Origin of the sequence: Phycicoccus sp. Soil803, assembly GCF_001429685.1 — a bacterium.
In the GTDB taxonomy this organism is placed as follows: Bacteria; Actinomycetota; Actinomycetes; order Actinomycetales; family Dermatophilaceae; genus Pedococcus.
Genome location: NZ_LMST01000001.1, coordinates 327,854 through 349,659 on the forward strand (window position 1 = coordinate 327,854; position 21,806 = coordinate 349,659).

Sequence of the window (21,806 nt, forward strand, 5' to 3'; positions counted from 1 at the left end):
CAGGTCCTTCCGAGTGACGCGGGCAGGTCGGGGGGGTCAGTAGGCGAACGCGAGGGGAGCGTCGTCGTCGTGGGTCGCCGGGGTCGCGGGCTCCTCGAAGGGCAGCGCGCCGGCCCGCAGGTAGGTGAGGAAGAGCTTGACCTCGACGACGGCGAGCAGCCCGTAGAGCAGCGTGTAGACGACCATCGACGTGACGACCTCGCCGGCGGACACCGAGGGCGACACCCCGGTCCTGGTCGCCATCACCCCGAAGACCAGCCAGGGCTGTCGGCCGACCTCGGTGAAGATCCAGCCGAAGCTGTTGCCGAAGATCGGCAGCAGGGGGGCGGCCATGATCGCCCAGTGCCACCAGCGCGCCCGGGGGACGCGCTCGCCGCGGGTGGTCCACAGGGCCAGCAGTGCGATGAGGGCAGCCAGCACGCCGACGCCGATCATCAAGCGGAAGCTCCAGTAGGACAGGGGGATGTTCGGTGTGTAGGTCGCGTCGGCGGTGAGCGGGCTGCCGGTGCCGTACTTCTGCGCGTACTCGGCCTTCAGCTCGTTGATCCCCTGCACGCTGCCGTCGAAGTGCCCGGTCGCGAGGAAGCTGAGCACCCCCGGCACGGTGACCGCGAACTTCTCCTCGGAGCCGTCGAGCGATCCGATGGTCAACAGGCTGAACGGCGCGTTGCCGTCCGAGCTCTCGTAGAGGGCCTCGGCCGCGGCCATCTTCATCGGCTGGACCTCGGTCATGATCTTGCCCTGGAGGTCGCCTGTGACGGCCACGCCGAGCCCGGCGACGAGGACCACGACCGCGCCGAGGCGGGTGGCCCTGCGGTACATCCCCGCGTCCCCGCCGACCTCCCGACGCCGCAGGTGCCACAGCGCCACGGCCATCACCATCGCCCCGCCGACCATATAGGCGGCGGTCACCACGTGCGGGAAGGTCACGAGCTGCACCTTGTTGGTGAGCACCGCGACGAAGTCGGTCAGCTCGGCCCGCTTGGTCTGCGGGTTGTAGCGGTAGCCGACGGGATTCTGCATGAACGAGTTGGCGGCGAGGATGAAGTAGGCCGACAGCAGCGTGCCGACGTGGACGATCCACATGCACGCGGCGTGCAGCTTCTCGGGGATCCGGCCCCAGCCGAAGATCCAGAGCCCGAGGAAGGTCGACTCGAGGAAGAACGCCAACAGTGCCTCGATGGCCAGCGGTGCCCCGAAGATGTCGCCCACGAACCGGCTGTAGTCGGACCAGTTCATCCCGAACTGGAACTCCTGGACGATGCCGGTCACCAGTCCGAGGGCGAAGTTGATCGTGAAGAGCTTGCCGAAGAACTTCGCCAGCCGCAGGTCGTCCTCCCGCCGTCGGCGGACCCACGCGGAGTGGTACCAGGCCACGAGCGCCGACATCCCGATCGTCACCGGGACGAACAGGAAGTGGTAGACGGTGGTGATGGCGAACTGCCACCGGGCGAGGTCGAGGTTGTCCATCCTGGCTCCGCGGTCGACGGGACTACTACATGTCGTAGTAGATACTACGCCATGTAGTAGACGTCCCGTCAGGGCCGAAGGTCCCGGGGGTGCGCTCGCTCAGTCCGGGTAGCCGAGCGGGTTGCCGCGCTGCCAGCGCCACTGGTCGGCGCACATGTCGTCGATGGTGCGCGTCGCCTTCCAGCCGAGCTCGCGCTCGGCACGGGACGGGTCGGCGAACGAGGCGGCGATGTCGCCGGCCCGGCGCCCCACCACCTCGTGTGGGAGGTCGTGGCCACACGCCTTCTCGAACGCCCGCAGCACCTCGAGCACCGACGTGCCGTGCCCGGTGCCGAGGTTCCACGTCGACACCCGCTCGTCGGTCGAGCCCAGCTTGGTCAGCGCGGCCAGGTGGCCCGCGGCGAGGTCCTCGACGTGGATGTAGTCGCGCAGCGCGGTGCCGTCGGGGGTGTCGTAGTCGTCGCCGTAGACCTCGAGCTTCTCGAGCTTGCCGACCGCCACCTGGGCGATGAACGGCATCAGGTTGTTGGGGATCCCCGAGGGGTCCTCGCCGATGCTGCCCGACTCGTGCGCGCCGACCGGGTTGAAGTAGCGCAGCAACGCGATCCGCCACCGGTCGTCCGTGCGGGCGACGTCGCGCAGCACCTGCTCGATCATCACCTTGGTCCAGCCGTAGGGGTTGGTCGCCGAGGTCGGCAGGTCCTCGGTGAACGGCGGGGTCGCGCTCTCGCCGTAGACCGTCGCGGACGACGAGAAGACCAGCCGGAAACAGCCGTGCCGCTGCATCGCGCGCACCAGGGCGAAGGTCGAGTCGAGGTTGGTCTGGTAGTACTCCAGCGGCACGTCCACGCTCTCGCCGACGGCCTTGAGCCCGGCGAAGTGCACGACCGCGTCGAACCTGCGCTCGGCGAACAGCGACTCGACCTTGTCGCGGTCGGTGAGGTCGAACGCGTGCACCTCCAGCGGCCCACCGGTCAGCGCCTCCAGCCGCGGCACCACGGTGGGCTTGGCGTTGGAGAAGTTGTCGACGACGACGACCTCGTGGCCGGCGGCCCTCAGCTGGACGACGGTGTGGGACCCGATGTACCCGGCACCGCCGGTGACCAAGACGCGCATGCGCACACCGTATGCCGCGGCCCCGGCTCCCAGCCACGCGCCACCACCACGTGGGCAGGGAGCCGGGTCACCGGCGTCGCCGGCGCGGGCTCAGCGGCCGCTCTTGGCGCGCTCGATGGTGACGGGGCTGGCGGGGGCGCCGTCCTCGGGCGTGCCCTCCGTGCCGGGGTCGATGCCGGCCGCGGCGATCTCGTCGAGCACTCGCAGGCCCGCCTCGGTCACGTGGCCGAAGACGGTGTAGTCGGGCCGCAGCCGGGAGTCCCGGTAGACGAGGAAGAACTGGCTGCCGTTGGTGTCGGGGCCGCCGTTGGCCATCGCGAGGGTGCCACGGGGGTAGTTCTTGCGGCTGCCGTCGGGGAAGCCGGGCCAGTTCTCCAGCGCCCTGGCCGAGTCGAGCTCGTCCTTGAACGAGTAGCCGGGGTCACCCCAGCCGGTCCCGAGCGGGTCGCCGCACTGCAGCACAGAGAGCGCGAACGGCGGTGTCTGGTACGCGGTCAGGCGGTGGCAGCTCGTGCCGTCGAAGTACTTCTGGTGGGTGAGGAAGGCGAAGTTCTGCACGGTGCACGGCGCGAGGGCGCGGTCGAGCACGATCGGGATGTCGCCGTGGTTGGTCTGGAGGGTGAAGTCCTGGCTGCCCCGCGCGGGCGTGCGCGCCGGGTCCTGCGGCAGCCCCGTCCAGGTGGAGTAGGTCTGGTCCGCCAGCGGGGCGTAGCCGCAGGCCCCCCGGGTCGGTCCGTCCGCCGGCGTCTCGCCCGCCGTGGCGACGCTCGGGTTCAGGGCGGCGAGTGCGGCGACGCCAACCACGACGGCGAGGGTTCTCAGGGTGCTCAGTGTTCTCAGGGTGCTCACGGTGCGCATGGGTCCTCCAAGGATGTCCGGGCCGGGTCTCGGCCATCTCGGACCCTAGGGACAAAGGCCGCATTCCGCGCGCCGACACCTAGGTCGGGGCGTCGCCCGCGCGGGGCGGGAGGCTGCGCGACCGGCCGCGGAACTCCGCGACGAGGGCACCGTCGGACTCGCGGGTCACGGTCACGTCGGTGATGCCGCTGCGCCCGTATGCCGCGCGCACCCGTCCGTCCGCCACGAGGACGTCGCCTCGGTGCGCCACGGTGACGAACGAGATGTCCGCCCCGGCTGCGACCGTGAGCCGCCCGCGGGAGTTGCAGGCCAGCGCGAAGGCCGAGTCGGCCAGGGCGAAGATGAAGCCGCCGTGCGCGATGTCGTGCCCGTTGACCATGGCGTCGGTGACCGTCATCCGCACCACCGCGTGGTCGACCTCGACGACCAGCGCCTCCATGCCGAGCCCGCGTGAGGCCCGGTCGTCGTCCCACATGGTCCGGACATGGCTCAGGTCGTCGCTCAGGTCGTCGCTCGGGTCGTCGCTCGGGTCGTCGGTCACCACCCCATCGTGGCAAACAGTCGGTCAGTCAGCAGCGGTGAACCGCACGTCCCAGGGCTGCACGGTCACCGACAGCACCCCGCCGGTCACCGACCGGTCGTCGGTGCGGGCCAGCTCGTCAAGCTCGGGGCCCGCCCCGACAGGGATGTGCACCACGGCCATCCCGGCTCCGTTCGCCGCGTCCACCGGCCCTGCGGCGACCAGCCAGCCGCGCTCCTGGAGTCGGTGCAGGAAGGCGACGTGCTCGCGGAACAGCGGGTGCGCGAACACCGAGCCACCGTCGGCGAGCCCGGGTCCGGGACGGTGGTGCAGCGCGAACCATTCCCCGGTCGGCTCCGCGCCAGCGCCGGCTCCAGCACCAGCCCGCTCGACCCACTGCTCGAGCCGTCCCAGCACGAGCGGCCAGCCGCGGTCGTAGTCCGCCCGTGCGGCCTCCGGCTCCGCGAGCCGCTCCCAGCCCGTGTGCGTCAGCGTGACCAGCGTGCCCTCGCCGTCCGGGGTGAACTCGACGGCGACCTCGGTGGCCCGTTCAGGGCCCTGACCCGGGTGCCAGGTCATCGCGAAGCCGACCGGTCGCTCCCAGCGCAGCACCGTCCCCCAGACCGCGGTGTCCGCACCGCGCCGCTCCACGACCGTGCCGTCCTCGAAGGCGACGCTGCCCTCGGCGCCGAACACGCTGTGGGTGCCCAGCGGCCACCAGGCCCCGAGATGGGCGGTGAACAGCTCGAAGGCGGTGTCGGCGTCGCACCGCACCCGGACCTCGCGTCGGACGGGTGCGATCGGGTGGGAGGTGCTGGGCACGGTCTCGGCAGTCATCGACGTCGTCCTTCCGACTCCACCCTGTGCTCCTCCACATACCCCTGGAACGCGTTGAGCGCGGTGTCCCAGGTCGTCACCAACCACTGCTGGAGGTCGGCCAGGCCGTCGGGGGCGAGCGCATAGAGGTTGCGGGTGCCACGGCTCTCGTGGTCCACGAGGCCGGCGCCCTCGAGCACCTTGAGGTGCTTGCTCACCGCGGGGCGGCCGATCGGCATCGCCGCGGCGATCTCACCGACCGCCCGAGGGCGCTCGGCGAGGAGCTCGAGGATCTGCCGCCGGCTGGGGTCGCCGAGGGCGTCGAGGGCAAGGGCTGATTGGTTACTCATGGGCAACGGTTACTCTAGAGCGACGGTTAAGGTCTTGTCCAGACCCCCTTACGATGAAAGGCATGATCGAGGACGGCATGACCACGGCAACGGCGCCCAGCACCCACCCGCTCGTCGACAAGCACGCGGAGCTGCTCGCGCAGGCGACCACGGCTCTCGCGGAGCGGTCGTACTTCAGCCGGTTCCCCGAGTCGCCGTCTCCCCGCGTCTACGGCGAGGGGTCCGCGGAGGCCGGCCAGGCGGCATACGAGGCGCTGCGCGACAACGCCTTCGGCGGCCTGGGTGACGTGCGCACCGACGGCGGCTGGGTCGGCGACGAGGTCTCGCCGTACGGCCCCGCGCTGGGGATCACCTACCCCCACCTCGACGTCGACGCGGCGCTGGCCGCCGCGACCGAGGCGATGCCGGCCTGGCGGGACGCCGGCGCGCGCACCCGGGCCGCCGTGTGCGCCGAGATCGTCGAGCAGATCAACGCGCGGTCGTTCGAGATCGCGCACTCGGTCATGCACACGACCGGCCAGCCGTTCGTGATGGCGTTCCAGGCCGCCGGGCCGCACGCCCAGGACCGGGCGCTCGAGTCCATCGTCGCCGGCCTGGTCGAGCAGGAGCGGGTGCCGAGCTCGGTCGTGTGGGAGAAGCCCGGCCGCGACAAGGAGGGCAACCCGGCTCCGCTGCGGATGCAGAAGGACTACCGCGTCGTGCCGCGCGGCGTCGCCCTCGTCATCGGCTGCAACACCTTCCCGACCTGGAACGGCTACCCCGGGCTGTTCGCCTCGCTGGTCACCGGCAACCCCGTGGTGGTCAAGCCGCACCCGCGCGCCGTGCTGCCCCTCGCCATCTCCGTGGCGGTGTGCCGTGAGGTGCTGTACGCGGCCGGCTTCAGCGCCGACCTCGTGCAGCTCGCCCCCGAGGCCGAGGGGGAGGGGCTGGCCAAGGTGCTCGCGGAGCGCGACGAGGTGCGGATCATCGACTACACCGGTGGGCCCGCCTTCGGCGCGTGGCTCGAGGAGACCGGTGCAGCGCGTGGCCAGCTGGTCTACACCGAGAAGGCCGGCGTCAACACCATCGTGGTCGACTCGACCGACAACCTGCGCGGCGTGCTGGGCAACCTCGCGTTCTCACTGAGCCTCTACTCCGGCCAGATGTGCACCACCCCCCAGAACCTCTACGTCCCCCGCGACGGCATCGAGACCGACGAGGGCCACGTGTCCTTCGAGGACTTCGGTGGTCGCCTGGCGGCGGCGGTGGGCAAGCTCACCGGTGACGACGCCCGCGCCGTCGAGCTGCTCGGCGCGACCGTCAACGACGGGGTCCGCGCCAACGCAGCCGGTCTTGCCGCGCTCGCCGAGGAGGCGGGCGGCACGGTGGTGCTGGATTCGCGCGAGGTCAGCCACCCGGCATACCCCGACGCCATCGTCCGGGCCCCGGGTCTGGTGAGCATGGACGCGATCCGCGAGGACGTGTATACCCAGGAGTGCTTCGGGCCGGTCACCTTCCTCATCGGCACCAGCGGCACCGACCAGTCGCTGGCCCAGTTCCGCGACACGGTGCGCGAGCACGGCGCCATGACGGCCGGGGTCTACTCGACCTCCGAGGACGTCCTCGACGCGGCCCGCGACGCCGCCGCCGACGCGGGGGTCGCGCTGTCCGAGAACCTCACCGGCCCGGTGTTCGTCAACCAGACCGCGGCGTTCTCCGACTTCCACGGCACCGGCGCCAACCCCGCCGCGAACTCGGCCTACGTCGACGCGGCGTTCGTGGCCAACCGGTTCCGGGTCGTCACCTCCCGCCGCCACGTCTGAGCTCGTCGGCACCACTGCAACGCCAGCCCCCGCGGATCTGGCACGATCGGGAGCATGAACTTCCTGATCAAGGTCGCGGTCAACGCGGTGGCACTGTGGGTGGCGGCGTGGCTCCTCCCCGGAATCAGCTTCGGGGACGGCAAGTTCGGCTCCAAGTTCGCGACCGTCCTGCTCGTCGCGCTCGTCTTCGGAGTCGTCAACGCCGTCGTCAAGCCGATCGCGAAGTTCCTCAGCTTCCCGTTCATCATCCTGACGCTCGGGCTGTTCACCTTCATCGTCAACGCCTTCATGCTGCAGCTCACCGAGTGGATCGCCGACCCCCTCGGGCTGAGCTTCACGATCAACCACTTCTTCTGGGACGCCGTGCTCGGCGCGATCGTCATCACGATCGTCTCGATGATCCTCGGCTGGGTCCTTCCCGACGGCGACGACGACTGACATGGGGGATGGTTCCACCGTGAGTGACGGCGCCCCCTCCAAGGACACCGACGTCCGACTTCGCGCGGCCCTCGACCAGGTGCCGGCCTACGTCCCCGGCAAGCCCGCAGCCGCGCCCGAGGGAGTGACGGCCTACAAGGTCTCCTCCAACGAGAACCCGTACCCGCCGCTGCCCTCGGTGCTCGAGGTGGTCCGCGAGGCTGCCGGCACCATCAACCGCTACCCCGACATGGCGGTCACCGAGCTGACCCAGGCGCTCGCCGACTCGCTCGGGGTGCCCGCCGAGCACGTCGCCACGGGCACCGGCTCGGTCGGCGTCCTCGGGCAGGTCATCGCCGCCACCTGCGACCCCGGCGACGAGGTGGTCTATGCCTGGCGCTCCTTCGAGGCCTACCCGATCGTCACCGCCCTGGCCGGCGCCAGCTCGGTGCAGGTCGGGCTCGACGACCACGCGCGGCACCGCCTCGACGCGATGCACGCCGCGATCACCGACCGCACCAAGGTCGTCATCGTCTGCACCCCCAACAACCCCACCGGCCCGATGGTCACGCACACCGAGCTGGAGCGGTTCCTCGACGCCGTGCCGAGCCGGGTGCTCGTGGTGATCGACGAGGCGTACCTCGAGTTCGTCACCGACCCCGAGGCGCCGCGCAGCCTCGAGCTCTACCGCGACCGCCCCAACGTCATGGTGCTGCGCACCTTCTCCAAGGCGTACGGCCTGGCCGGCCTGCGCATCGGGTATGCCGTGGCGCACCCGCCGGTCGCATCTGCCCTGCGCAAGACGGCGACGCCGTTCGGCGTGAACTCGATCGCCCAGGCGGCCGCCGTGGCGTCGCTCAAGGCCTTCGACGAGCTCAAGGAACGGGTCGACGCGCTGGTCGCCGAACGCACCCGCGTGGTGGCGGCGCTGCGTGGCCAGGGCTGGTTCATCCCCGAGACGCAGGCCAACTTCGTCTGGTTCGGGCTCGGCGAGCGCTCGGGCGACTTCGCCGCCGCCGCGCAGGAGGCCGGTCTGACGCTGCGCCAGTACGGCACCGACGGGGTGCGGGCGACGATCGGCGAGACCGCGGCCAACGACGTGCTGATCAGGGTCGCGGGCGACTTCCTTTCCGAACACCCAGCCTCACCGAGCACCCGGCCAACCCCGCCTGAGCTGCCCTCCTGACCTGAGCCAGGCTGCGTCGTCCCTTTGGGGGAGGCGCGTCGGCCGGGGTCGGGAGGAGAGTCGGCAGCACACTCCCGGAGGCTCGCCATGACCGACCTGACTGACGTACGTCCCACGATCCCGGACTTCTCGGGCCAGCAGCTGGCCCCGGGCGACGACGGCTACGACCGGTCCCGCAGCGTGTTCAACGGGATGATCGACCGGTCGCCGAGCCTGATCGCGACCTGCCGCAGCGCGAAGGACGTCGCGGCGGCCATCGCGTGGGCGCGGGCGTCCGACCTGCCGATCTCCGTCTACGGCGGAGGTCACTCGGTCCAAGGCTCGGCGGTGCTCGACGGCGGTCTGTGCGTCGACCTGCGCGGGCTGCGCGACGTGGTGGTCGACCCCGAGGCAGCGACGGCCCAGGTGGGGGGCGGCTGCACCTGGGGCGAGCTCGACGCGGCCACCCAGGAGCATGGCCTCGCGGTCACCGGTGGGCGGGTGTCGACGACCGGCGTCGGCGGCCTCGCCCTCGGCAGCGGGAGCGGGTGGCTGGAACGCCGGCTGGGGTTCACCTGCGACAACCTCATCGAGGCGCAGGTGGTGACGGCGGACGGGCAGATCGTGACCGCCTCGGAGACCGAGCACCCCGACCTGTTCTGGGCGCTGCGCGGCGGGGGTGGCAACTTCGGCGTCGTCACCCGCTTCACGCTGCGGCTGCACCCGGTCGGGCCGATCGTCTTCGGCGGCATGCTCATGTACCCGGCGCCGATGGGTGCCGACGTGCTGCGCAACTTCCGCGACTTCATCGCCGACGCCCCCGACGAGGTGGGCGGCGGCGTCGCCTTCATCACCGCGCCGCCGATCGAGATGGTGCCGGAGCCGGCTCGGGGCAAGCCGGCGGTGGGCGTGATCGTGGCCTGGACCGGACCGCTCGAGCAGGCTGAGGCGGTGTTGGCCCCACTGCTGACGTTCGGGCCGCCCGTCTTCGCTCACGTGGGGCCGATGCCCTACGTCGCCCTCCAGCGGATGCTCGACGACGCCAACCCGCACGGCATGCAGAACTACTGGACGGCCGACTTCTTCGACGAGCTGCCGGACGAGGCGGTCGAGACCCTCGTGCCGCTGGCGACCGCGCCGGTGTCGCCGCTCAGCCAGGTCATCATCGTGCCGGGTGGCGGTGCGATCGCGCGGGTGCCCGAGGACGCCACGGCGTTCGGGGAGCGGCAGGCGCGGTTCAACATCCACTACCTGTCGATGTGGCCGGACCCGGCCGACTCCGAGGCCAACATCGCGCACACCCGCGCCCTGGCGGCGGCGCTGAAGCCGTGGACGACGGGAGCGGTCTACCTCAACTTCATCGGCGACGAGGGCCAGGACCGGATCGAGAGCTCCTTCGGCGAGACCAAGCTCGCCCGGCTGCGGGAGATCAAGGCCACCTGGGACCCGGACAACGTGTTCCGGCACAACCAGAACATTCCCCCCGCCGGCTGAGCGCCGCGGAGCTCGACGACTGCTTGGGGCCGCGCCGCCCCAAGTAGTCGGCGAAGCCTCGGCGCGACAGACTGGGGCCATGGTCGACACCTGGCTCCCGCCCTATCTCGCCCGCCCCGACCGCTACGGTCCGATGCCCTACCGCAAGGTCGGGCAGAGCGGGCTGCGGCTGCCGGCCGTCAGCCTCGGCATGTGGCACAACTTCGGCGACGACAAGCCGTTCGACGTGCAGCGCGCGATCCTGCGGCGGGCCTTCGACATCGGCATCACCCACTTCGACCTGGCGAACAACTACGGCCCGCCCTACGGCAGTGCCGAGCAGAACTTCGGGCGCCACTTCGCCGCCGACTTCCGCCCCTACCGAGACGAGCTGATCATCAGCTCCAAGGCCGGCTGGGACATGTGGCCGGGACCCTACGGCGACGGCGGCTCGCGCAAGTACCTCGTCGCCAGCCTCGACCAGACCCTCCAGCGCACCGGGCTCGACTACGTCGACATCTTCTACTCGCACCGCCCCGACCCCGACACCCCGCTCGAGGAGACGATGGGTGCGCTGGCGAGCATCGTCAAGCAGGGCAAGGCCCTGTATGCCGGCATCTCCAGCTACGGGCCCGAGCTCACCGCGCGCGCGGCCGACCTCCTCGACGAGATGGGCGTGCCGCTGCTCATCCACCAGCCGTCCTACTCGATGGTGAACCGCTGGGTCGAGGGCGGCCTGCTCGACACCCTCGGCGAGCGTGGCATCGGCTGCATCGCGTTCAGCCCACTGGCGCAGGGGATGCTGACCGACAAGTACCTCGGCGGGATCCCCGAGGGGTCGCGGGCCAGCCAGGGCAAGTCCCTGTCCCCTGACCTGCTCACCGACGAGCGGCTGGCCCACGTCCGCAAGCTCAACGACCTGGCCTCCGAGCGGGGCCAGTCGCTGGCCCAGCTGGCGCTGGCCTGGGCCCTGCGCGACGACCGGGTGACCTCGGTGCTGATCGGGGCCTCGTCGGTCGGCCAGCTCGAGGACTCCGCCGCAGCGGTCGGCAACCTCAGGTTCAGCGACGCGGAGCTCGAGGAGATCGACCGCGACGCCGTCGAGGCGGGCATCGACCTCTGGCGCACCCAGTCCCGCCTCACCTGAGCCAGCACTGAGTCCCACCTTTATCGGGTTTAGGGACAAACGCCGGCTTCACCCCGGAACCGTTCCGGGGTGAAGCCACCCTTTATCGGGTCACCCGATAAAGGTGAGGCGTGCGGCACCTGGGCGCGCGGCATACGCGGAGTCGTCCGGCAGGCAAACACGCTGGTGGGGAGCATGCCGGAGTCCGGATTCTGAGATTTTCCGCCGTCCCGATATCTTGGCCGGGTAAGGCCCCCTGTGAGCGCCGCCACAAGCGCGCCCCACACCAGCCGCCCCACGACGGCGGAGACCCCGCCCGGGTGAAGAAGGAGTTCCAGTGAGCGACAACGCAGTCGCCGGCGCCACGAGCGTCGAGCATGAGGAAGAGGTGCTCGCCGAGCTGACCGCCCCGGTCCCCGAGGTCGGTGACGGTGGGCCCGAGATGGTCCAGCTGCTCACGCCCGAGGGCCAGCGCGTCGAGAACACCGAGTACGACGAGTACGTCAAGGACCTCACCGACGAGGACCTGCGCGGCTTCTACCGCGACCTCGTGCTGATCCGCCGCGTCGACGCCGAGGCCACCGCACTCCAGCGCCAGGGTGAGCTCGGCATCTGGGCCAGCCTGCTCGGCCAGGAGGCGGCCCAGGTCGGCTCCGGTCGCGCGATGCGCCCGCAGGACTACGCCTTCCCGACCTACCGCGAGCACGGCGTCGCCTGGTGCCGCGGGGTCAACCCGCTCAACCTGCTCGGCCTGTTCCGGGGCGTCAACCACGGTGGCTGGGACCCGAACGAGAAGAACTTCCACCTCTACACGATCGTCATCGGCGCCCAGACGCTGCACGCGACCGGCTATGCGATGGGCATCCAGCGCGACGGCGACGTCGGCACCGGCGACGACGAGCGGGACGCCGCCGTGATCGCCTACTTCGGTGACGGCGCGACCGCCCAGGGCGACGTCAACGAGTCGTTCGTCTACGCGGCGGTCAACAACGCCCCGGTCGTGTTCTTCTGCCAGAACAACCAGTGGGCCATCTCCGAGCCCAACGAGCGCCAGACCCGCATCCCGCTCTACCAGCGGGCCCGCGGCTTCGGCTTCCCCGGCGTGCGGGTCGACGGCAACGACGTCCTGGCCGTGTACGCCGTGACCCAGCAGGCGCTCAACGCGGCGCGCTCCGGCAACGGCCCGACCTTCATCGAGGCCTACACCTACCGGATGGGCGCGCACACCACCTCGGACGACCCCACCAAGTACCGCGTCTCGGCCGAGGTCGAGGTGTGGAAGCACCGCGACCCCATCGAGCGGCTGAAGTCCTACCTCGTGCACACCCAGAAGGCCGACCAGGAGTTCTTCGACGCGATCGAGATCGAGGCCGACGAGCTGGCCGTCACCGTCCGTGAGGGCTGCCTGTCCATGCCCGACCCGACCCCCGACTCGATGTTCGACCACATCTACGTCGAGGAGCACCCGGTCGTCGAGGCCGAGCGCCGGGAGTTCGCCGCCTACCACGCCGGCTTCGAGGGCGAGGGGAGCCACTGATGGGCACCATGACGATTGCCAAGGGCATCAACAACGGCCTGCGCGCCGCCATGGAGCGCGACCCGAAGGTCGTCCTCATGGGTGAGGACATCGGCAAGCTCGGTGGCGTCTTCCGCGTGACCGACGGCCTCCAGAAGGACTTCGGCGAGGACCGCGTCATCGATACCCCGCTCGCGGAGGCCGGCATCGTCGGCACCGCGATCGGCATGGCACTGCGCGGCTACCGGCCCGTCGTCGAGATCCAGTTCGACGGGTTCATCTACCCCGCGTTCGACCACATCGTCAGCCAGGTCGCCAAGATGCGGGCCCGCTCGCTCGGCAAGATCAAGCTGCCGATGGTCATCCGCATCCCCGTCGGCGGTGGCATCGGCGCGGTCGAGCACCACTCCGAGTCCAACGAGGCCTACTTCGCGCACACCGCCGGCCTCAAGGTGGTCTGCTGCTCCAACGCCGAGGACGCCTACTGGATGATCCAGCAGGCGATCGAGTCCGACGACCCGGTGCTCTTCTACGAACCCAAGCGTCGCTACTGGGACAAGGGCGAGGTCGATGAGTCCGCCGCCCCGCGCGAGCTGCTCAAGGCGCAGGTATGCCGCGAGGGCACCGCTGCGACGCTGGTCGCCTACGGCCCCATGGTCAAGACCTGCCTGCAGGCGGCCGAGGCCGCCGCTGCCGAGGGCAAGGACCTCGAGGTCATCGACCTGCGGTCGCTCAGCCCGCTGGACCTCGACACGGTCGCCGCGTCGGTCGAGAAGACCGGTCGGGCCGTCATCGTCCACGAGGCGTCCACGTTCCTGGGCATGGGTGCCGAGATCGCGGCCGCCCTCCAGCAGCGCTGCTTCTACCACCTCGAGGCGCCTGTGCTCCGGGTCGGCGGGTACAACCTGCCCTACCCACCGAGCAAGCTCGAGGAGGAGTTCCTCCCCGACCTCGACAGGGTGCTCGACGCCGTCGACCGCTCGCTGGCCTTCTGAGAGGGGCGCGAAAACCCATGGCAGTCAAAGAGTTCAAGCTCCCGGACCCCGGTGAGGGCCTGACCGAGGCCGAGATCGTCACCTGGAACGTCAAGGTCGGCGACACGGTCAAGGTCAACGACATCATCGTCGAGATCGAGACCGCCAAGTCGCTGGTCGAGCTGCCGGTGCCGTTCGCCGGCACCGTCACCGCGCTGCACGTCTCCGAGGGCGACACGGTCGAGGTCGGCACGCCGATCATCTCCGTCGACACCGCGGGTGGACCGGCTCCCGTGCAGGACGCGCCGGCTGCCGGTGCCGTCGAGCCCGGCATCGAGGGCTCGCCCGCTCCCAAGATGGCGGCGGCGGCCGCCGCTGCTTCGGACGAGGAGGAGATCGAGGAGGGCAAGATCGGCGGCACCACGTCGACCGGTCGCACGGCCGTCCTCGTCGGCTACGGCGTCAAGCAGACCGAGGCCAAGCGACGTCCCCGCAAGGGCGACGTGGCACCTGCCGTCCAGTCGGCCAGCCCCCTCGCCGAAATGCCGGTGGCGACCCTGCCGGCCGCGTCGGCCCCCGTCGCCCGTGAGGGTGGCGCCCGCGCGCTGGCCAAGCCGCCGGTGCGCAAGTACGCCAAGGACCTCGGCATCGACCTGGCCACCGTCGCCGGCTCCGGCGAGGGCGGCATCATCAGCCGCGCCGACGTCGACGCCCACGCGGCGGGAGATGCGGGCAGCGCTGCCGGCCACGCAGCGATCGGCGGAGGGGAGCGCGAGACGCGCATCCCGATCAAGGGTGTGCGCAAGATGACCGCGCAGGCGATGGTCGGCAGCGCGTTCACGGCGCCGCACGTCACCGAGTGGGTGACCATCGACGCGACGGCGACCATGGAGCTCGTCGAACGGCTCAAGAAGGACCGGGAGTTCAAGGACGTCAAGGTCACGCCGCTGCTGGTGCTGGCCAAGGCGATGGCCGTCGCGATCCGTCGTCACCCCGAGATCAACGCGACGTGGGACGAGGCCGCCCAGGAGATCGTGGTCAAGCACTACGTGAACCTCGGCATCGCCGCCGCCACCCCGCGTGGCCTGATCGTCCCGAACATCAAGGACGCCGACCAGATGTCGATGCGGCAGCTGGCCGAGGCCATCGGTGCGCTGACCGCCACGGCCCGCGACGGTCGCACCCAGCCGGCCGAGATGTCGGGCGGCACGATCACGATCACCAACGTGGGCGTCTTCGGCGTCGACACCGGCACCCCGATCATCAACCCGGGTGAGGCGGCGATCCTCGCGTTCGGCGCGATCCGTCGCCAGCCGTGGGTGGTCACCGCCGCAGACGGCACCGAGACGATCGAGCCGCGCTGGGTCACCCAGCTGGCATTGTCGTTCGACCACCGGCTGGTGGACGGCGAGCTCGGCAGCAAGTTCATCGCCGACGTCGGTGCGATCCTCGCCGACCCGGCCCGCGGCCTCGTCTGGGGCTGAGCGAGCACCTTCCGACGCCATGCCTTGCCCCAGACGGCTGGGGCAAGGCATGGCGTCGCGAGCTCGCCTCTCGACGGGCGGCTGCGGGTCAGCTGAAGAAGTCCGTCTTCGCCGAGGTGCAGTGCGGGTTGGCGTACACCGTGCAGGCCGACACCACCAGGACGTAGGCCTTGTCCTCGGGGATGCTGAGGTTCGCCGTGCAGACGAACTGGTTGTCCCCGTTGCCGTAGTCGGTCTTCGACCACTGCGTGACCCCGTTGAGCCGGATCTCGGCCGTCGCCCACGTCGCCGAGGTGTTGAAACCGCTGTCGACCTTCGCGCACAGCTGGTCAGTGAGGTCGAGGTACTTGCCGGTGGCCCACGAGTGGGTCAGGACGGGGTTGCTGGCGTAGGCAGGGGTCGTGGTCAGCACAGCCAGCGCGACTGCACCCACGGCTGCCCCCCACACCTTGCGTCTCGTCGACATGGTCATCCCTTCGCTGGTGGTCAGCCCCGAGGCCTCGGGGCATTCGGAGTATGCAGCGAGATGGTGTTTGGCGCGCGGTGAAGACGATCATCAGGGTTTGCCAGCACTGAGTAGCACTGGGCAACCGTGTGGCGCACTAAGTGGTGTTGTCGTGCAGAAGGGCGACGTTGCGACTACTCGTCGCCGCGGAGGGTGAACGACCGCAGCCGGTCGCCGGTGAACCAGAGTGCCGCGACGGTGAGGAGGACGGCGGCCACCAGGGCGTAGGTCATGCCGATGCCGGGCCCGGTCAGCTGCCCGCTGACCTCGTGACCGACGCCACGCCCCCACGCGCCGATCGAGACCCACTTGATCCCGCCGAGGAGCGAGCCGAGCAGCCCTTCCCACAGCAGCGCGAAGAGCAGCCCGATGACGACGGCGTGCCGGGTGAACGCGGCCAGCGCGATGAAGAGTGCGGTGTAGGCCGTGCCCGCCACCACCCCGGCGACTCCCCAGGCCACGGCCTGGCGGGTGTCGCCGCTGTCGAGGACCAGCCCGGCGACCAGCAGCGGCAGGCCCCCGAACACGACCGTGGCAGCCCACGCGACCGCGAACTTGCTGAGCGCGATCACATGCCGGCTCACCGGTTTGGAGATCAGGTAGACGATCGACCCGTCGTCCACCTCGGGGCCGAGCACCGCAGTGGCGGCGAGGAGGGCGACCAGCGGCAACGCGAGGGTGTAGCCGAGGGTGAGCACGGACTCGTAGCCGACGGCGTCGTCGGTCAGGGCTGCGACGATGACGGCCAGCGCGAGGAGCACGGTCGGGATGATGACGAGCACCAGGCCCCGGCGGCGGCCGAGGAGGGCCTGGCGGGACAGCCGCAGGATCGTGGGGTTGAGCGGTGGTGTGAGTGGCGCGGGGTTCCGGGTCGGCATGCGTCAGCCCCCCACCAGGTAGGCGAAGACGCTCTCGAGCGACTCGTCGGTCGGGGTCAGCTCGAGGATCCGGATGCCGTGCTGCCGGGCCACCTGGGGCAGCCGGACCGTGAAGGCCCCGAAGTCGGAGACGGACACGTCCACGCCACCTTTCGGTCGCAGCGACACCGCGACCACCGAGGGTTCGCCGATCAGGGCACTGGCCAGGCCGCGGTCGTCGTCACCCACGACGACGTACTGCACCGGGCGGTCCGTCATCAGGCGGCGGATCTGGCCGAAGTCGCCCGACGCCGCGTGCCGCCCCGACACGACGACCTCGATCTGCCGGGCGACCTGCTCGACCTCCTCGAGGATGTGCGAGCTGAAGAGCACGGTGCGACCCTCCGACCCCATCCGCCGGAGCAGGGTCATCAGGTGCAGCCGCTGGCGGGGGTCGACGCCGTTGAACGGCTCATCAAGAAGCAGGACAGCAGGGTCGTGCACGAGGGCCGAGGCGAGCTTCACCCGCTGTCGCATGCCCTTGGAGTACGTGCCGATCCGGCGGGCGGCGGGCTCGCCCATCTCGACCACGTCGAGGGCGCGTTCGGTCGCGGCGCCGGGGTCGGCGAGCCCGTGCAGCTCGGCGTTCGCCTGCACGAACTCGCGGCCGGTGAGGTAGCCGAAGCTCAGCTCGCGCTCGGGCACCAGACCGATCACGCGGTAGGCGTCGGTGTGCCGCCAGATCGGTGTGCCGTCGAGGGTCACCGACCCGGCCGACGGCGCGAGGAAGCCGGACATCAGGGCGATCAGCGTGGTCTTGCCCGCACCGTTCGGACCGAGCAGCCCGGTCACGCCGGGCCGCACCGTCATCGAGATGCCGTTGACGGCCACGACGTTGCCGTACCAGCGCGAGGCCTGGTCGATCCTGATCTCAGACATGCGACGGCCTCCCCGGGCGCGGCGCACTCATGCCGTCGCCACCCGCCGGTAGCGCCAGACCAGGCCGCCGAGGCAGGCGGCGGACAGGCCGACGAACACGACGACGTAGGCGGTCTGCATCGGCACGCCCGTCGGTGGCGTCGCGATGTCGCCATCGGCCCACATCGCCATCAGCCCGCGGTAGAGCGAGTAGGGCGAGAAGAGCCCGGCGACCTCGCCGACCCGCGCGTGGTGCTCCTCGCCGGCGATGGCCTGGATCGCCGTCACGATCCCGTTGCCCAGCAACAGCAGCGCGATGGTCGCGACCACGGCGAACCCCCGCCGGGTCGACCACGAGGCGATCAGCCCGGCCACGCCGGCCAGTGCGAGGGCGAGCAGCACGGCCATCCCGGCCGCCACGGCGGCATCGCGGCTCTGGTCGGAGACGTCCAGCTCACCCAGCAACGCCACGGCATACAGGATCACGACGGGGGACACCAGGAAGACCAGGGTCGCGCCGAGGAGGGCGCCCCACCGGGCGATCGCGTAGGTCGCGGACGGCAGCGGCCGCGCGAGGTAGAGCGAGATGGTGCCGTGCCGCAGGTCGCGCGAGAAGAGCACCGGGGCCTGGGCGGCGACGAAGATGCCCAGCAGCACCTGCGTCGTCGAGGCGTACTGCGCGTAGCCGATCGGCAGCTCCTTGAGGCCGACCAACACCATCACCCCGCCGATGATGACGGAGGGCAGGATGTTGAGGCCGAGCAGGATGAACGGCAGCACCTTCGAGCGGCCCGAGCGGCCGAGCCCGAACGCGTTGCGGAAACCGGTGACCAGCAGGGCCCGGGCGATCGCTGCGGGTCCGAGCCGCGGGCCGGTGTAGGGGCGGTAGCCGAGGTCGTGGATGACGCTGCGGCCCTCGGGGGTCGCGGAGGAGGGATCAGTGGAGAGCTCACTCATCGCTGAACACATCCTCGATCCGGCGGTGGTCGACCTGCAGCCGGACCAGGCCCACCCCCAGGTCGCTCGCGGTGTCGCGGATGACGTCGTGGATGTCGTGGATGTCGTGGCTGTCGTGCACCTCGTGCCCGTCGGGATGGCCGGCAGCGGCGTCGACGGTCAGGAGGGCGCCGCGCGGAGTGGTCGCCACCCCGGCCGCGGCCAGTGCCTGCGCCATCCGGGCGGTCGCGTCGTCCCCGAGCACCTCGACCAGCAGGACACCGGTGGCGTCGAGGAACTCGTCGGTGCGCGAGGCCCGCAGGAGGTGGCCGCCGTCGAGGACGACGACGTGGTCGCTCACCCGCTCGAGCTCGCCGAGCAGGTGCGAGGTGACGATGACCGCGATCCCGAAGTCGTGCCCGATCCGCTGCACCAGGCCGAGCATCTCGTCGCGCGCGGCGGGGTCGAGGCCGTTGGTCGGTTCGTCGAGCAGCACCAGCCGCGGGTCGTGGGCCAGCGCCTGGGCGAGCTTGGCCTTCTGCTTCATGCCGGTGGAGTAGCCGCCCATCGGCCGGTAGCGCTCCTCGGCCAGCCCGACGTGCCGCAGCACCTCGGCGGCCCGCTCGCGCGCAGCGACCTTGGGCAGCCCCGACATCATCGCCATGTGCACGACGAAGTCGCTCGCACTCACATCGGGTGGCAGGCAGTCGTGCTCGGGCAGGTAGCCCACCGCCGCCCGGATCGCCGGTCCCTGGGTCGCGATGTCGTGCCCGAGCACCTGCGCTCGGCCACCGGTCGCAGGGACCAGCCCGAGCAGGATCTTGAGCAGCGTCGACTTGCCGGCCCCGTTGGCCCCCACCAGTCCGGTGATCCCCGGACCGATCTCCAGGTCGAGGGCGTCGAGGGCCAGCACCGCACCGTAGTCCTTGGTGAGGCGCTGGGTCTGCACCACGACCCCCGCGTGAACTGGTTCCACGCGAGTCACAGTAGCCGCGCCAGTCGGGTCGACCGGGGCGACTCCGTGCAGATTCAGGGGAGGTTCGGTGCAGATTCAGGGGAGCTTCAGGGAAGACCCCGACGTGCGGCCAGCCCAGGAGAGGCGAGGTGTGCCGCGGTCGTGGGTCCGCGGCATACCTCGCCTCGTCGTGCTGGCTCGGATCAGTGACCGATCGCGGGGGGCGCCACGGCTGCAGCGTCAGCGTCAGCGTCGGCCTGGTCAGCGTCCGCCTTGTCCCTGTCAGCCTTGTCTGCGGCGCCGCGCTCGGAGTAGGCCGAGCCGCCGCGCAGCTCGACGTGCGGGAGCAGCAGCATCACGAGGAAGCCGATCACCATCACGCCGGCCCCGACCAGGAACACCAGGTCCATGGAGTCAGAGAACCCGGTGAGGATCGGCTTGGCCAGACGGGCGTCCAGCTTTTCGATGATCGAGCTGTCCTTGAGGACGTTGGCGATGGGTCCGGGGTCACCACCCTGGGCCGCAGACTGCAGCCCCTTGGCGAACGCGGCGTTGGCTGGGTCGGAGAGCACGGCCGGGTCGTGGAGTGCGCCTTGGAACTCTTTCGTCGGGGCAGCCTTGACCATCGCCGCGTTGATCTTGTCGGGCACCGTGGAGAAGAGGATGGAGAGGAAGACAGCAGTGCCGAGCGTGCCACCGATCTGCCGGGTGAAGGTCGCCGACGACGTGGCGACGCCGATCAGGCGTGGGGACACGGCGTTCTGGACGGCGAGGGTCAGGGGCTGGAAGTTGAAGCCCAACCCGAGCCCGAACGCGACCATGACGATGCTGGTCTGCCACAGCGGGGTGTCCGCCTTGATGAAGTGGAAGACGAACAGCGCGATCGCCAGCAGGGCCGACCCGATGATCGGGAAGCGGCGGTAGCGGCCGGTCCGGCTGATGATCTGGCCCGAGATGATCGAGCCGGCCATGATGCCGAGCGTGAGGGGCAGCAGGAGCAGGCCGGCCTTGGTCGGCGACGCACCCTTGACGATCTGGAGGTAGAGCGGCAACGAGGCGAGGCCACCGAACATGGCCATGCCGATGAGCACCGAGGCACCCGAGGCGACCGCGACGGTCCGCTCCTGGAACAGCGTGAGCGGCAGCAGCGCCTCGTCCTTCATGGCCCGCTCGACGAGCAGGAACGCGATGACGCCGATGATGCCGACGACGTAGCAGGCGATCGAGCGCCCGGAGCCCCAGCCCCAGTCGCGGCCCTGCTCGGCGACGAGGAGCAGCGGCACCAGGCCGAGCGTCAGCGTGGCCGCGCCCCACCAGTCGATGCGGTGGTCGAGACGGGTGTGCTGCAGGTGCAGGGTGCGTGACACGACGAAGAGCGCGGCGATGCCGATCGGCACGTTCACGAGGAAGACCCAGCGCCAGCCGTCGACGCCGAGGATGCTGCTCTGGCCGGCGAAGAACCCGCCGATGACCGGGCCGAGCACGCTGGAGGTGCCGAACACGGCGAGGAAGTAGCCCTGGTACTTGGCGCGCTCCCGGGGCGGGACGATGTCGCCGATGATGGCCAGCGCCAGGGAGAACAGCCCGCCGGCGCCGAGGCCCTGCACGGCGCGGTAGAACGCCAGCTGGAGCATCGACTGCGAGAGAGTACAGAGGACAGAGCCGATGACGAAGATCGTGATCGCGGCCGAGAAGAACTTCTTGCGGCCGTAGATGTCGGACAGCTTGCCGTAGAGCGGCGTGACGATCGTCGAGGTGATCAGGTAGGCAGTGGTGGCCCAGGCCTGCTCGTCGAGGCCCTTGAGGTCGTCCGCGATGGTGCGGATGGCGGTGGCCACGATGGTCTGGTCGAGGGCGGCGAGGAACATGCCCATCATCAGGCCGACGAGGATCGTGATGATCTGTCGGTGGGTCAGGGGCCCGTCGGGACGGGCGGGGGCGGCGGCTGCCATGTCAGTTCTCCGAGGAACGAGTCGGGGCGGGTGAGGGAGTTGGGTTGGCAAGGTTCTTGCGGTGGCGTTCGAGGTCGGCGCCGAACCGTTCGAGGTGCCCGGCGAAGTCGCTGGCCTCCTCGGGGGTCCAGTCACCCATCAGCTCGCGGAACCACTCGGTCCGGCTCTGCTGGATGCGGGCGAGGAGCCGGGTGCCCTCCTCGCTGAGCTGGACGACCTGGGCGCGTCCGTCGGCGGGGTCGCTCACCTTGTCGACGAGGCCGTGGCTCTCGAGGGTGCTCACCTGACGGCTCACGGTGGAGACGTCGGAGTGCACGACCTCGGCGAGGACCGAGACGCGGCGCGGCTCCGCGGCGAGGTTGAACAGGATCGGGTACGCGGTGGCGTCGACCGCCGGGTGGATCCGTGGTGCGTGCTGGCGCATGGCCTGCAGGAGCTTCATCAACCGGATCAGGCCGACGCTGACGCGTTCAGCCGTCTCCCGGTCGAGCTGGTGCTGCGACATGGGGGTACCTGCGTGAAGAGAGGGGAGAGGTTGCTTGCGACATACAAGTATCACGAAATGGTTGTGTGCGGCAAACAAACAGAAGAAGCTC

Annotated in this window: 21 protein-coding genes; 8 read left to right on the plus strand and 13 right to left on the minus strand. The window is 70.4% G+C overall.

Annotated elements, in window-relative coordinates; translation table 11 throughout:
- Nucleotides 1-36: 36 nt before the first annotated feature.
- The 6 genes from ASG95_RS01500 to ASG95_RS01525 form a co-directional block, all read right to left on the minus strand.
- Entirely contained in the window at nucleotides 37-1,470 is a 1,434-nt protein-coding gene (locus tag ASG95_RS01500; protein WP_057376302.1) for a cytochrome ubiquinol oxidase subunit I, read from the minus strand.
- A 99-nt stretch (nucleotides 1,471-1,569) separates the two neighbouring features.
- Entirely contained in the window at nucleotides 1,570-2,586 is a 1,017-nt protein-coding gene (gene galE / locus ASG95_RS01505) for a UDP-glucose 4-epimerase GalE (RefSeq protein ID WP_057376303.1), read from the minus strand.
- Nucleotides 2,587-2,676: 90 nt separating this feature from the next.
- Nucleotides 2,677-3,444, minus strand: a complete 768-nt coding sequence (locus ASG95_RS01510; RefSeq protein ID WP_057376304.1) for a peptidylprolyl isomerase — start codon at nucleotides 3,442-3,444, stop codon at nucleotides 2,677-2,679.
- Nucleotides 3,445-3,523: 79 nt separating this feature from the next.
- Nucleotides 3,524-3,985 carry a hydroxyphenylacetyl-CoA thioesterase PaaI gene (gene paaI / locus ASG95_RS01515; protein WP_369820345.1) on the minus strand — a complete coding sequence of 154 codons (462 nt, stop codon included), beginning with the start codon at nucleotides 3,983-3,985 and terminating at the stop codon, nucleotides 3,524-3,526.
- Between the two features lie 24 nt (nucleotides 3,986-4,009).
- Nucleotides 4,010-4,801, minus strand: coding sequence for an SRPBCC domain-containing protein (locus tag ASG95_RS20645; RefSeq protein ID WP_200961855.1), 792 nt, complete (start codon nucleotides 4,799-4,801; stop codon nucleotides 4,010-4,012).
- Nucleotides 4,798-5,130 carry a helix-turn-helix transcriptional regulator gene (locus tag ASG95_RS01525; RefSeq protein WP_057376305.1) on the minus strand — a complete coding sequence of 111 codons (333 nt, stop codon included), beginning with the start codon at nucleotides 5,128-5,130 and terminating at the stop codon, nucleotides 4,798-4,800. Before ASG95_RS01525 ends, ASG95_RS20645 begins: the two co-directional genes overlap by 4 nt.
- Before the next feature lie 62 nt (nucleotides 5,131-5,192).
- Here ASG95_RS01525 and paaN point away from each other — a divergent pair, with 62 nt between their 5' ends.
- From paaN to ASG95_RS01565, 8 genes are all read left to right on the plus strand, one after another.
- Nucleotides 5,193-6,932 (plus strand): phenylacetic acid degradation protein PaaN, encoded by a 1,740-nt coding sequence (gene paaN, locus ASG95_RS01530; RefSeq protein WP_235543242.1) that lies wholly within the window; start codon nucleotides 5,193-5,195, stop codon nucleotides 6,930-6,932.
- A gap of 54 nt (nucleotides 6,933-6,986) precedes the next feature.
- Nucleotides 6,987-7,370 (plus strand): phage holin family protein, encoded by a 384-nt coding sequence (locus tag ASG95_RS01535; RefSeq protein ID WP_057376306.1) that lies wholly within the window; start codon nucleotides 6,987-6,989, stop codon nucleotides 7,368-7,370.
- Nucleotides 7,371-7,389: 19 nt separating this feature from the next.
- Nucleotides 7,390-8,535, plus strand: coding sequence for a histidinol-phosphate transaminase (hisC, locus tag ASG95_RS01540; RefSeq protein WP_369820346.1), 1,146 nt, complete (start codon nucleotides 7,390-7,392; stop codon nucleotides 8,533-8,535).
- A gap of 87 nt (nucleotides 8,536-8,622) precedes the next feature.
- Nucleotides 8,623-10,008 carry an FAD-binding oxidoreductase gene (locus ASG95_RS01545; RefSeq protein ID WP_057376308.1) on the plus strand — a complete coding sequence of 462 codons (1,386 nt, stop codon included), beginning with the start codon at nucleotides 8,623-8,625 and terminating at the stop codon, nucleotides 10,006-10,008.
- Nucleotides 10,009-10,087: 79 nt separating this feature from the next.
- Nucleotides 10,088-11,134, plus strand: coding sequence for an L-glyceraldehyde 3-phosphate reductase (gene mgrA, locus ASG95_RS01550; RefSeq protein ID WP_057376309.1), 1,047 nt, complete (start codon nucleotides 10,088-10,090; stop codon nucleotides 11,132-11,134).
- A 316-nt stretch (nucleotides 11,135-11,450) separates the two neighbouring features.
- Nucleotides 11,451-12,650 carry a pyruvate dehydrogenase (acetyl-transferring) E1 component subunit alpha gene (gene pdhA / locus ASG95_RS01555; protein WP_057376310.1) on the plus strand — a complete coding sequence of 400 codons (1,200 nt, stop codon included), beginning with the start codon at nucleotides 11,451-11,453 and terminating at the stop codon, nucleotides 12,648-12,650.
- Entirely contained in the window at nucleotides 12,650-13,624 is a 975-nt protein-coding gene (locus tag ASG95_RS01560) for an alpha-ketoacid dehydrogenase subunit beta (protein WP_056921883.1), read from the plus strand. The genes pdhA and ASG95_RS01560 overlap by 1 nt, the downstream gene beginning before the upstream one ends.
- 17 nt (nucleotides 13,625-13,641) lie before the next feature.
- Nucleotides 13,642-15,087 (plus strand): dihydrolipoamide acetyltransferase family protein, encoded by a 1,446-nt coding sequence (locus ASG95_RS01565; RefSeq protein WP_057376311.1) that lies wholly within the window; start codon nucleotides 13,642-13,644, stop codon nucleotides 15,085-15,087.
- Nucleotides 15,088-15,175: 88 nt separating this feature from the next.
- Here ASG95_RS01565 and ASG95_RS01570 read toward each other — a convergent pair whose 3' ends face one another.
- From ASG95_RS01570 to ASG95_RS01600, 7 genes are all read right to left on the minus strand, one after another.
- Nucleotides 15,176-15,553: a hypothetical protein gene (locus ASG95_RS01570; RefSeq protein WP_157581678.1), complete on the minus strand. Its 378-nt coding sequence runs from the start codon at nucleotides 15,551-15,553 to the stop codon at nucleotides 15,176-15,178.
- Between the two features lie 173 nt (nucleotides 15,554-15,726).
- Nucleotides 15,727-16,470, minus strand: a complete 744-nt coding sequence (locus ASG95_RS01575) for an ABC transporter permease subunit (protein ID WP_057376312.1) — start codon at nucleotides 16,468-16,470, stop codon at nucleotides 15,727-15,729.
- Between the two features lie 3 nt (nucleotides 16,471-16,473).
- The gene (locus ASG95_RS01580; RefSeq protein WP_056921887.1) at nucleotides 16,474-17,388 is read right to left on the minus strand and encodes an ABC transporter ATP-binding protein; all 915 of its coding nucleotides are present in this window, start codon (nucleotides 17,386-17,388) and stop codon (nucleotides 16,474-16,476) included.
- Between the two features lie 27 nt (nucleotides 17,389-17,415).
- Complete coding sequence (locus tag ASG95_RS01585; protein ID WP_056921888.1) at nucleotides 17,416-18,324, minus strand: hypothetical protein; 909 nt, start codon at nucleotides 18,322-18,324, stop codon at nucleotides 17,416-17,418.
- The gene (locus tag ASG95_RS01590; protein ID WP_200961856.1) at nucleotides 18,317-19,279 is read right to left on the minus strand and encodes an ABC transporter ATP-binding protein; all 963 of its coding nucleotides are present in this window, start codon (nucleotides 19,277-19,279) and stop codon (nucleotides 18,317-18,319) included. The genes ASG95_RS01585 and ASG95_RS01590 overlap by 8 nt, the downstream gene beginning before the upstream one ends.
- Before the next feature lie 182 nt (nucleotides 19,280-19,461).
- Complete coding sequence (locus ASG95_RS01595) at nucleotides 19,462-21,210, minus strand: MDR family MFS transporter (RefSeq protein ID WP_056921890.1); 1,749 nt, start codon at nucleotides 21,208-21,210, stop codon at nucleotides 19,462-19,464.
- A 1-nt stretch (nucleotide 21,211) separates the two neighbouring features.
- Entirely contained in the window at nucleotides 21,212-21,715 is a 504-nt protein-coding gene (locus tag ASG95_RS01600) for a MarR family winged helix-turn-helix transcriptional regulator (RefSeq protein ID WP_056921891.1), read from the minus strand.
- Nucleotides 21,716-21,806 lie beyond the last annotated feature (91 nt).

Coding starts and splice junctions, on each gene's coding strand:
- ASG95_RS01565 (WP_057376311.1), top strand. CDS start 13,642: ATGGCAGTCAAAGAGTTCAAGCTCCCGGACCCCGGTGAGGGCCTGACC.
- ASG95_RS01535 (WP_057376306.1), top strand. CDS start 6,987: ATGAACTTCCTGATCAAGGTCGCGGTCAACGCGGTGGCACTGTGGGTG.
- ASG95_RS20645 (WP_200961855.1), bottom strand. CDS start 4,801: ATGACTGCCGAGACCGTGCCCAGCACCTCCCACCCGATCGCACCCGTC.
- ASG95_RS01585 (WP_056921888.1), bottom strand. CDS start 18,324: ATGAGTGAGCTCTCCACTGATCCCTCCTCCGCGACCCCCGAGGGCCGC.
- ASG95_RS01560 (WP_056921883.1), top strand. CDS start 12,650: ATGGGCACCATGACGATTGCCAAGGGCATCAACAACGGCCTGCGCGCC.
- ASG95_RS01545 (WP_057376308.1), top strand. CDS start 8,623: ATGACCGACCTGACTGACGTACGTCCCACGATCCCGGACTTCTCGGGC.
- ASG95_RS01595 (WP_056921890.1), bottom strand. CDS start 21,210: ATGGCAGCCGCCGCCCCCGCCCGTCCCGACGGGCCCCTGACCCACCGA.
- ASG95_RS01570 (WP_157581678.1), bottom strand. CDS start 15,553: ATGTCGACGAGACGCAAGGTGTGGGGGGCAGCCGTGGGTGCAGTCGCG.
- ASG95_RS01525 (WP_057376305.1), bottom strand. CDS start 5,130: ATGAGTAACCAATCAGCCCTTGCCCTCGACGCCCTCGGCGACCCCAGC.
- mgrA (WP_057376309.1), top strand. CDS start 10,088: ATGGTCGACACCTGGCTCCCGCCCTATCTCGCCCGCCCCGACCGCTAC.
- paaN (WP_235543242.1), top strand. CDS start 5,193: ATGATCGAGGACGGCATGACCACGGCAACGGCGCCCAGCACCCACCCG.
- ASG95_RS01510 (WP_057376304.1), bottom strand. CDS start 3,444: ATGCGCACCGTGAGCACCCTGAGAACACTGAGCACCCTGAGAACCCTC.
- ASG95_RS01500 (WP_057376302.1), bottom strand. CDS start 1,470: ATGGACAACCTCGACCTCGCCCGGTGGCAGTTCGCCATCACCACCGTC.
- galE (WP_057376303.1), bottom strand. CDS start 2,586: ATGCGCGTCTTGGTCACCGGCGGTGCCGGGTACATCGGGTCCCACACC.
- ASG95_RS01575 (WP_057376312.1), bottom strand. CDS start 16,470: ATGCCGACCCGGAACCCCGCGCCACTCACACCACCGCTCAACCCCACG.
- ASG95_RS01580 (WP_056921887.1), bottom strand. CDS start 17,388: ATGTCTGAGATCAGGATCGACCAGGCCTCGCGCTGGTACGGCAACGTC.
- ASG95_RS01600 (WP_056921891.1), bottom strand. CDS start 21,715: ATGTCGCAGCACCAGCTCGACCGGGAGACGGCTGAACGCGTCAGCGTC.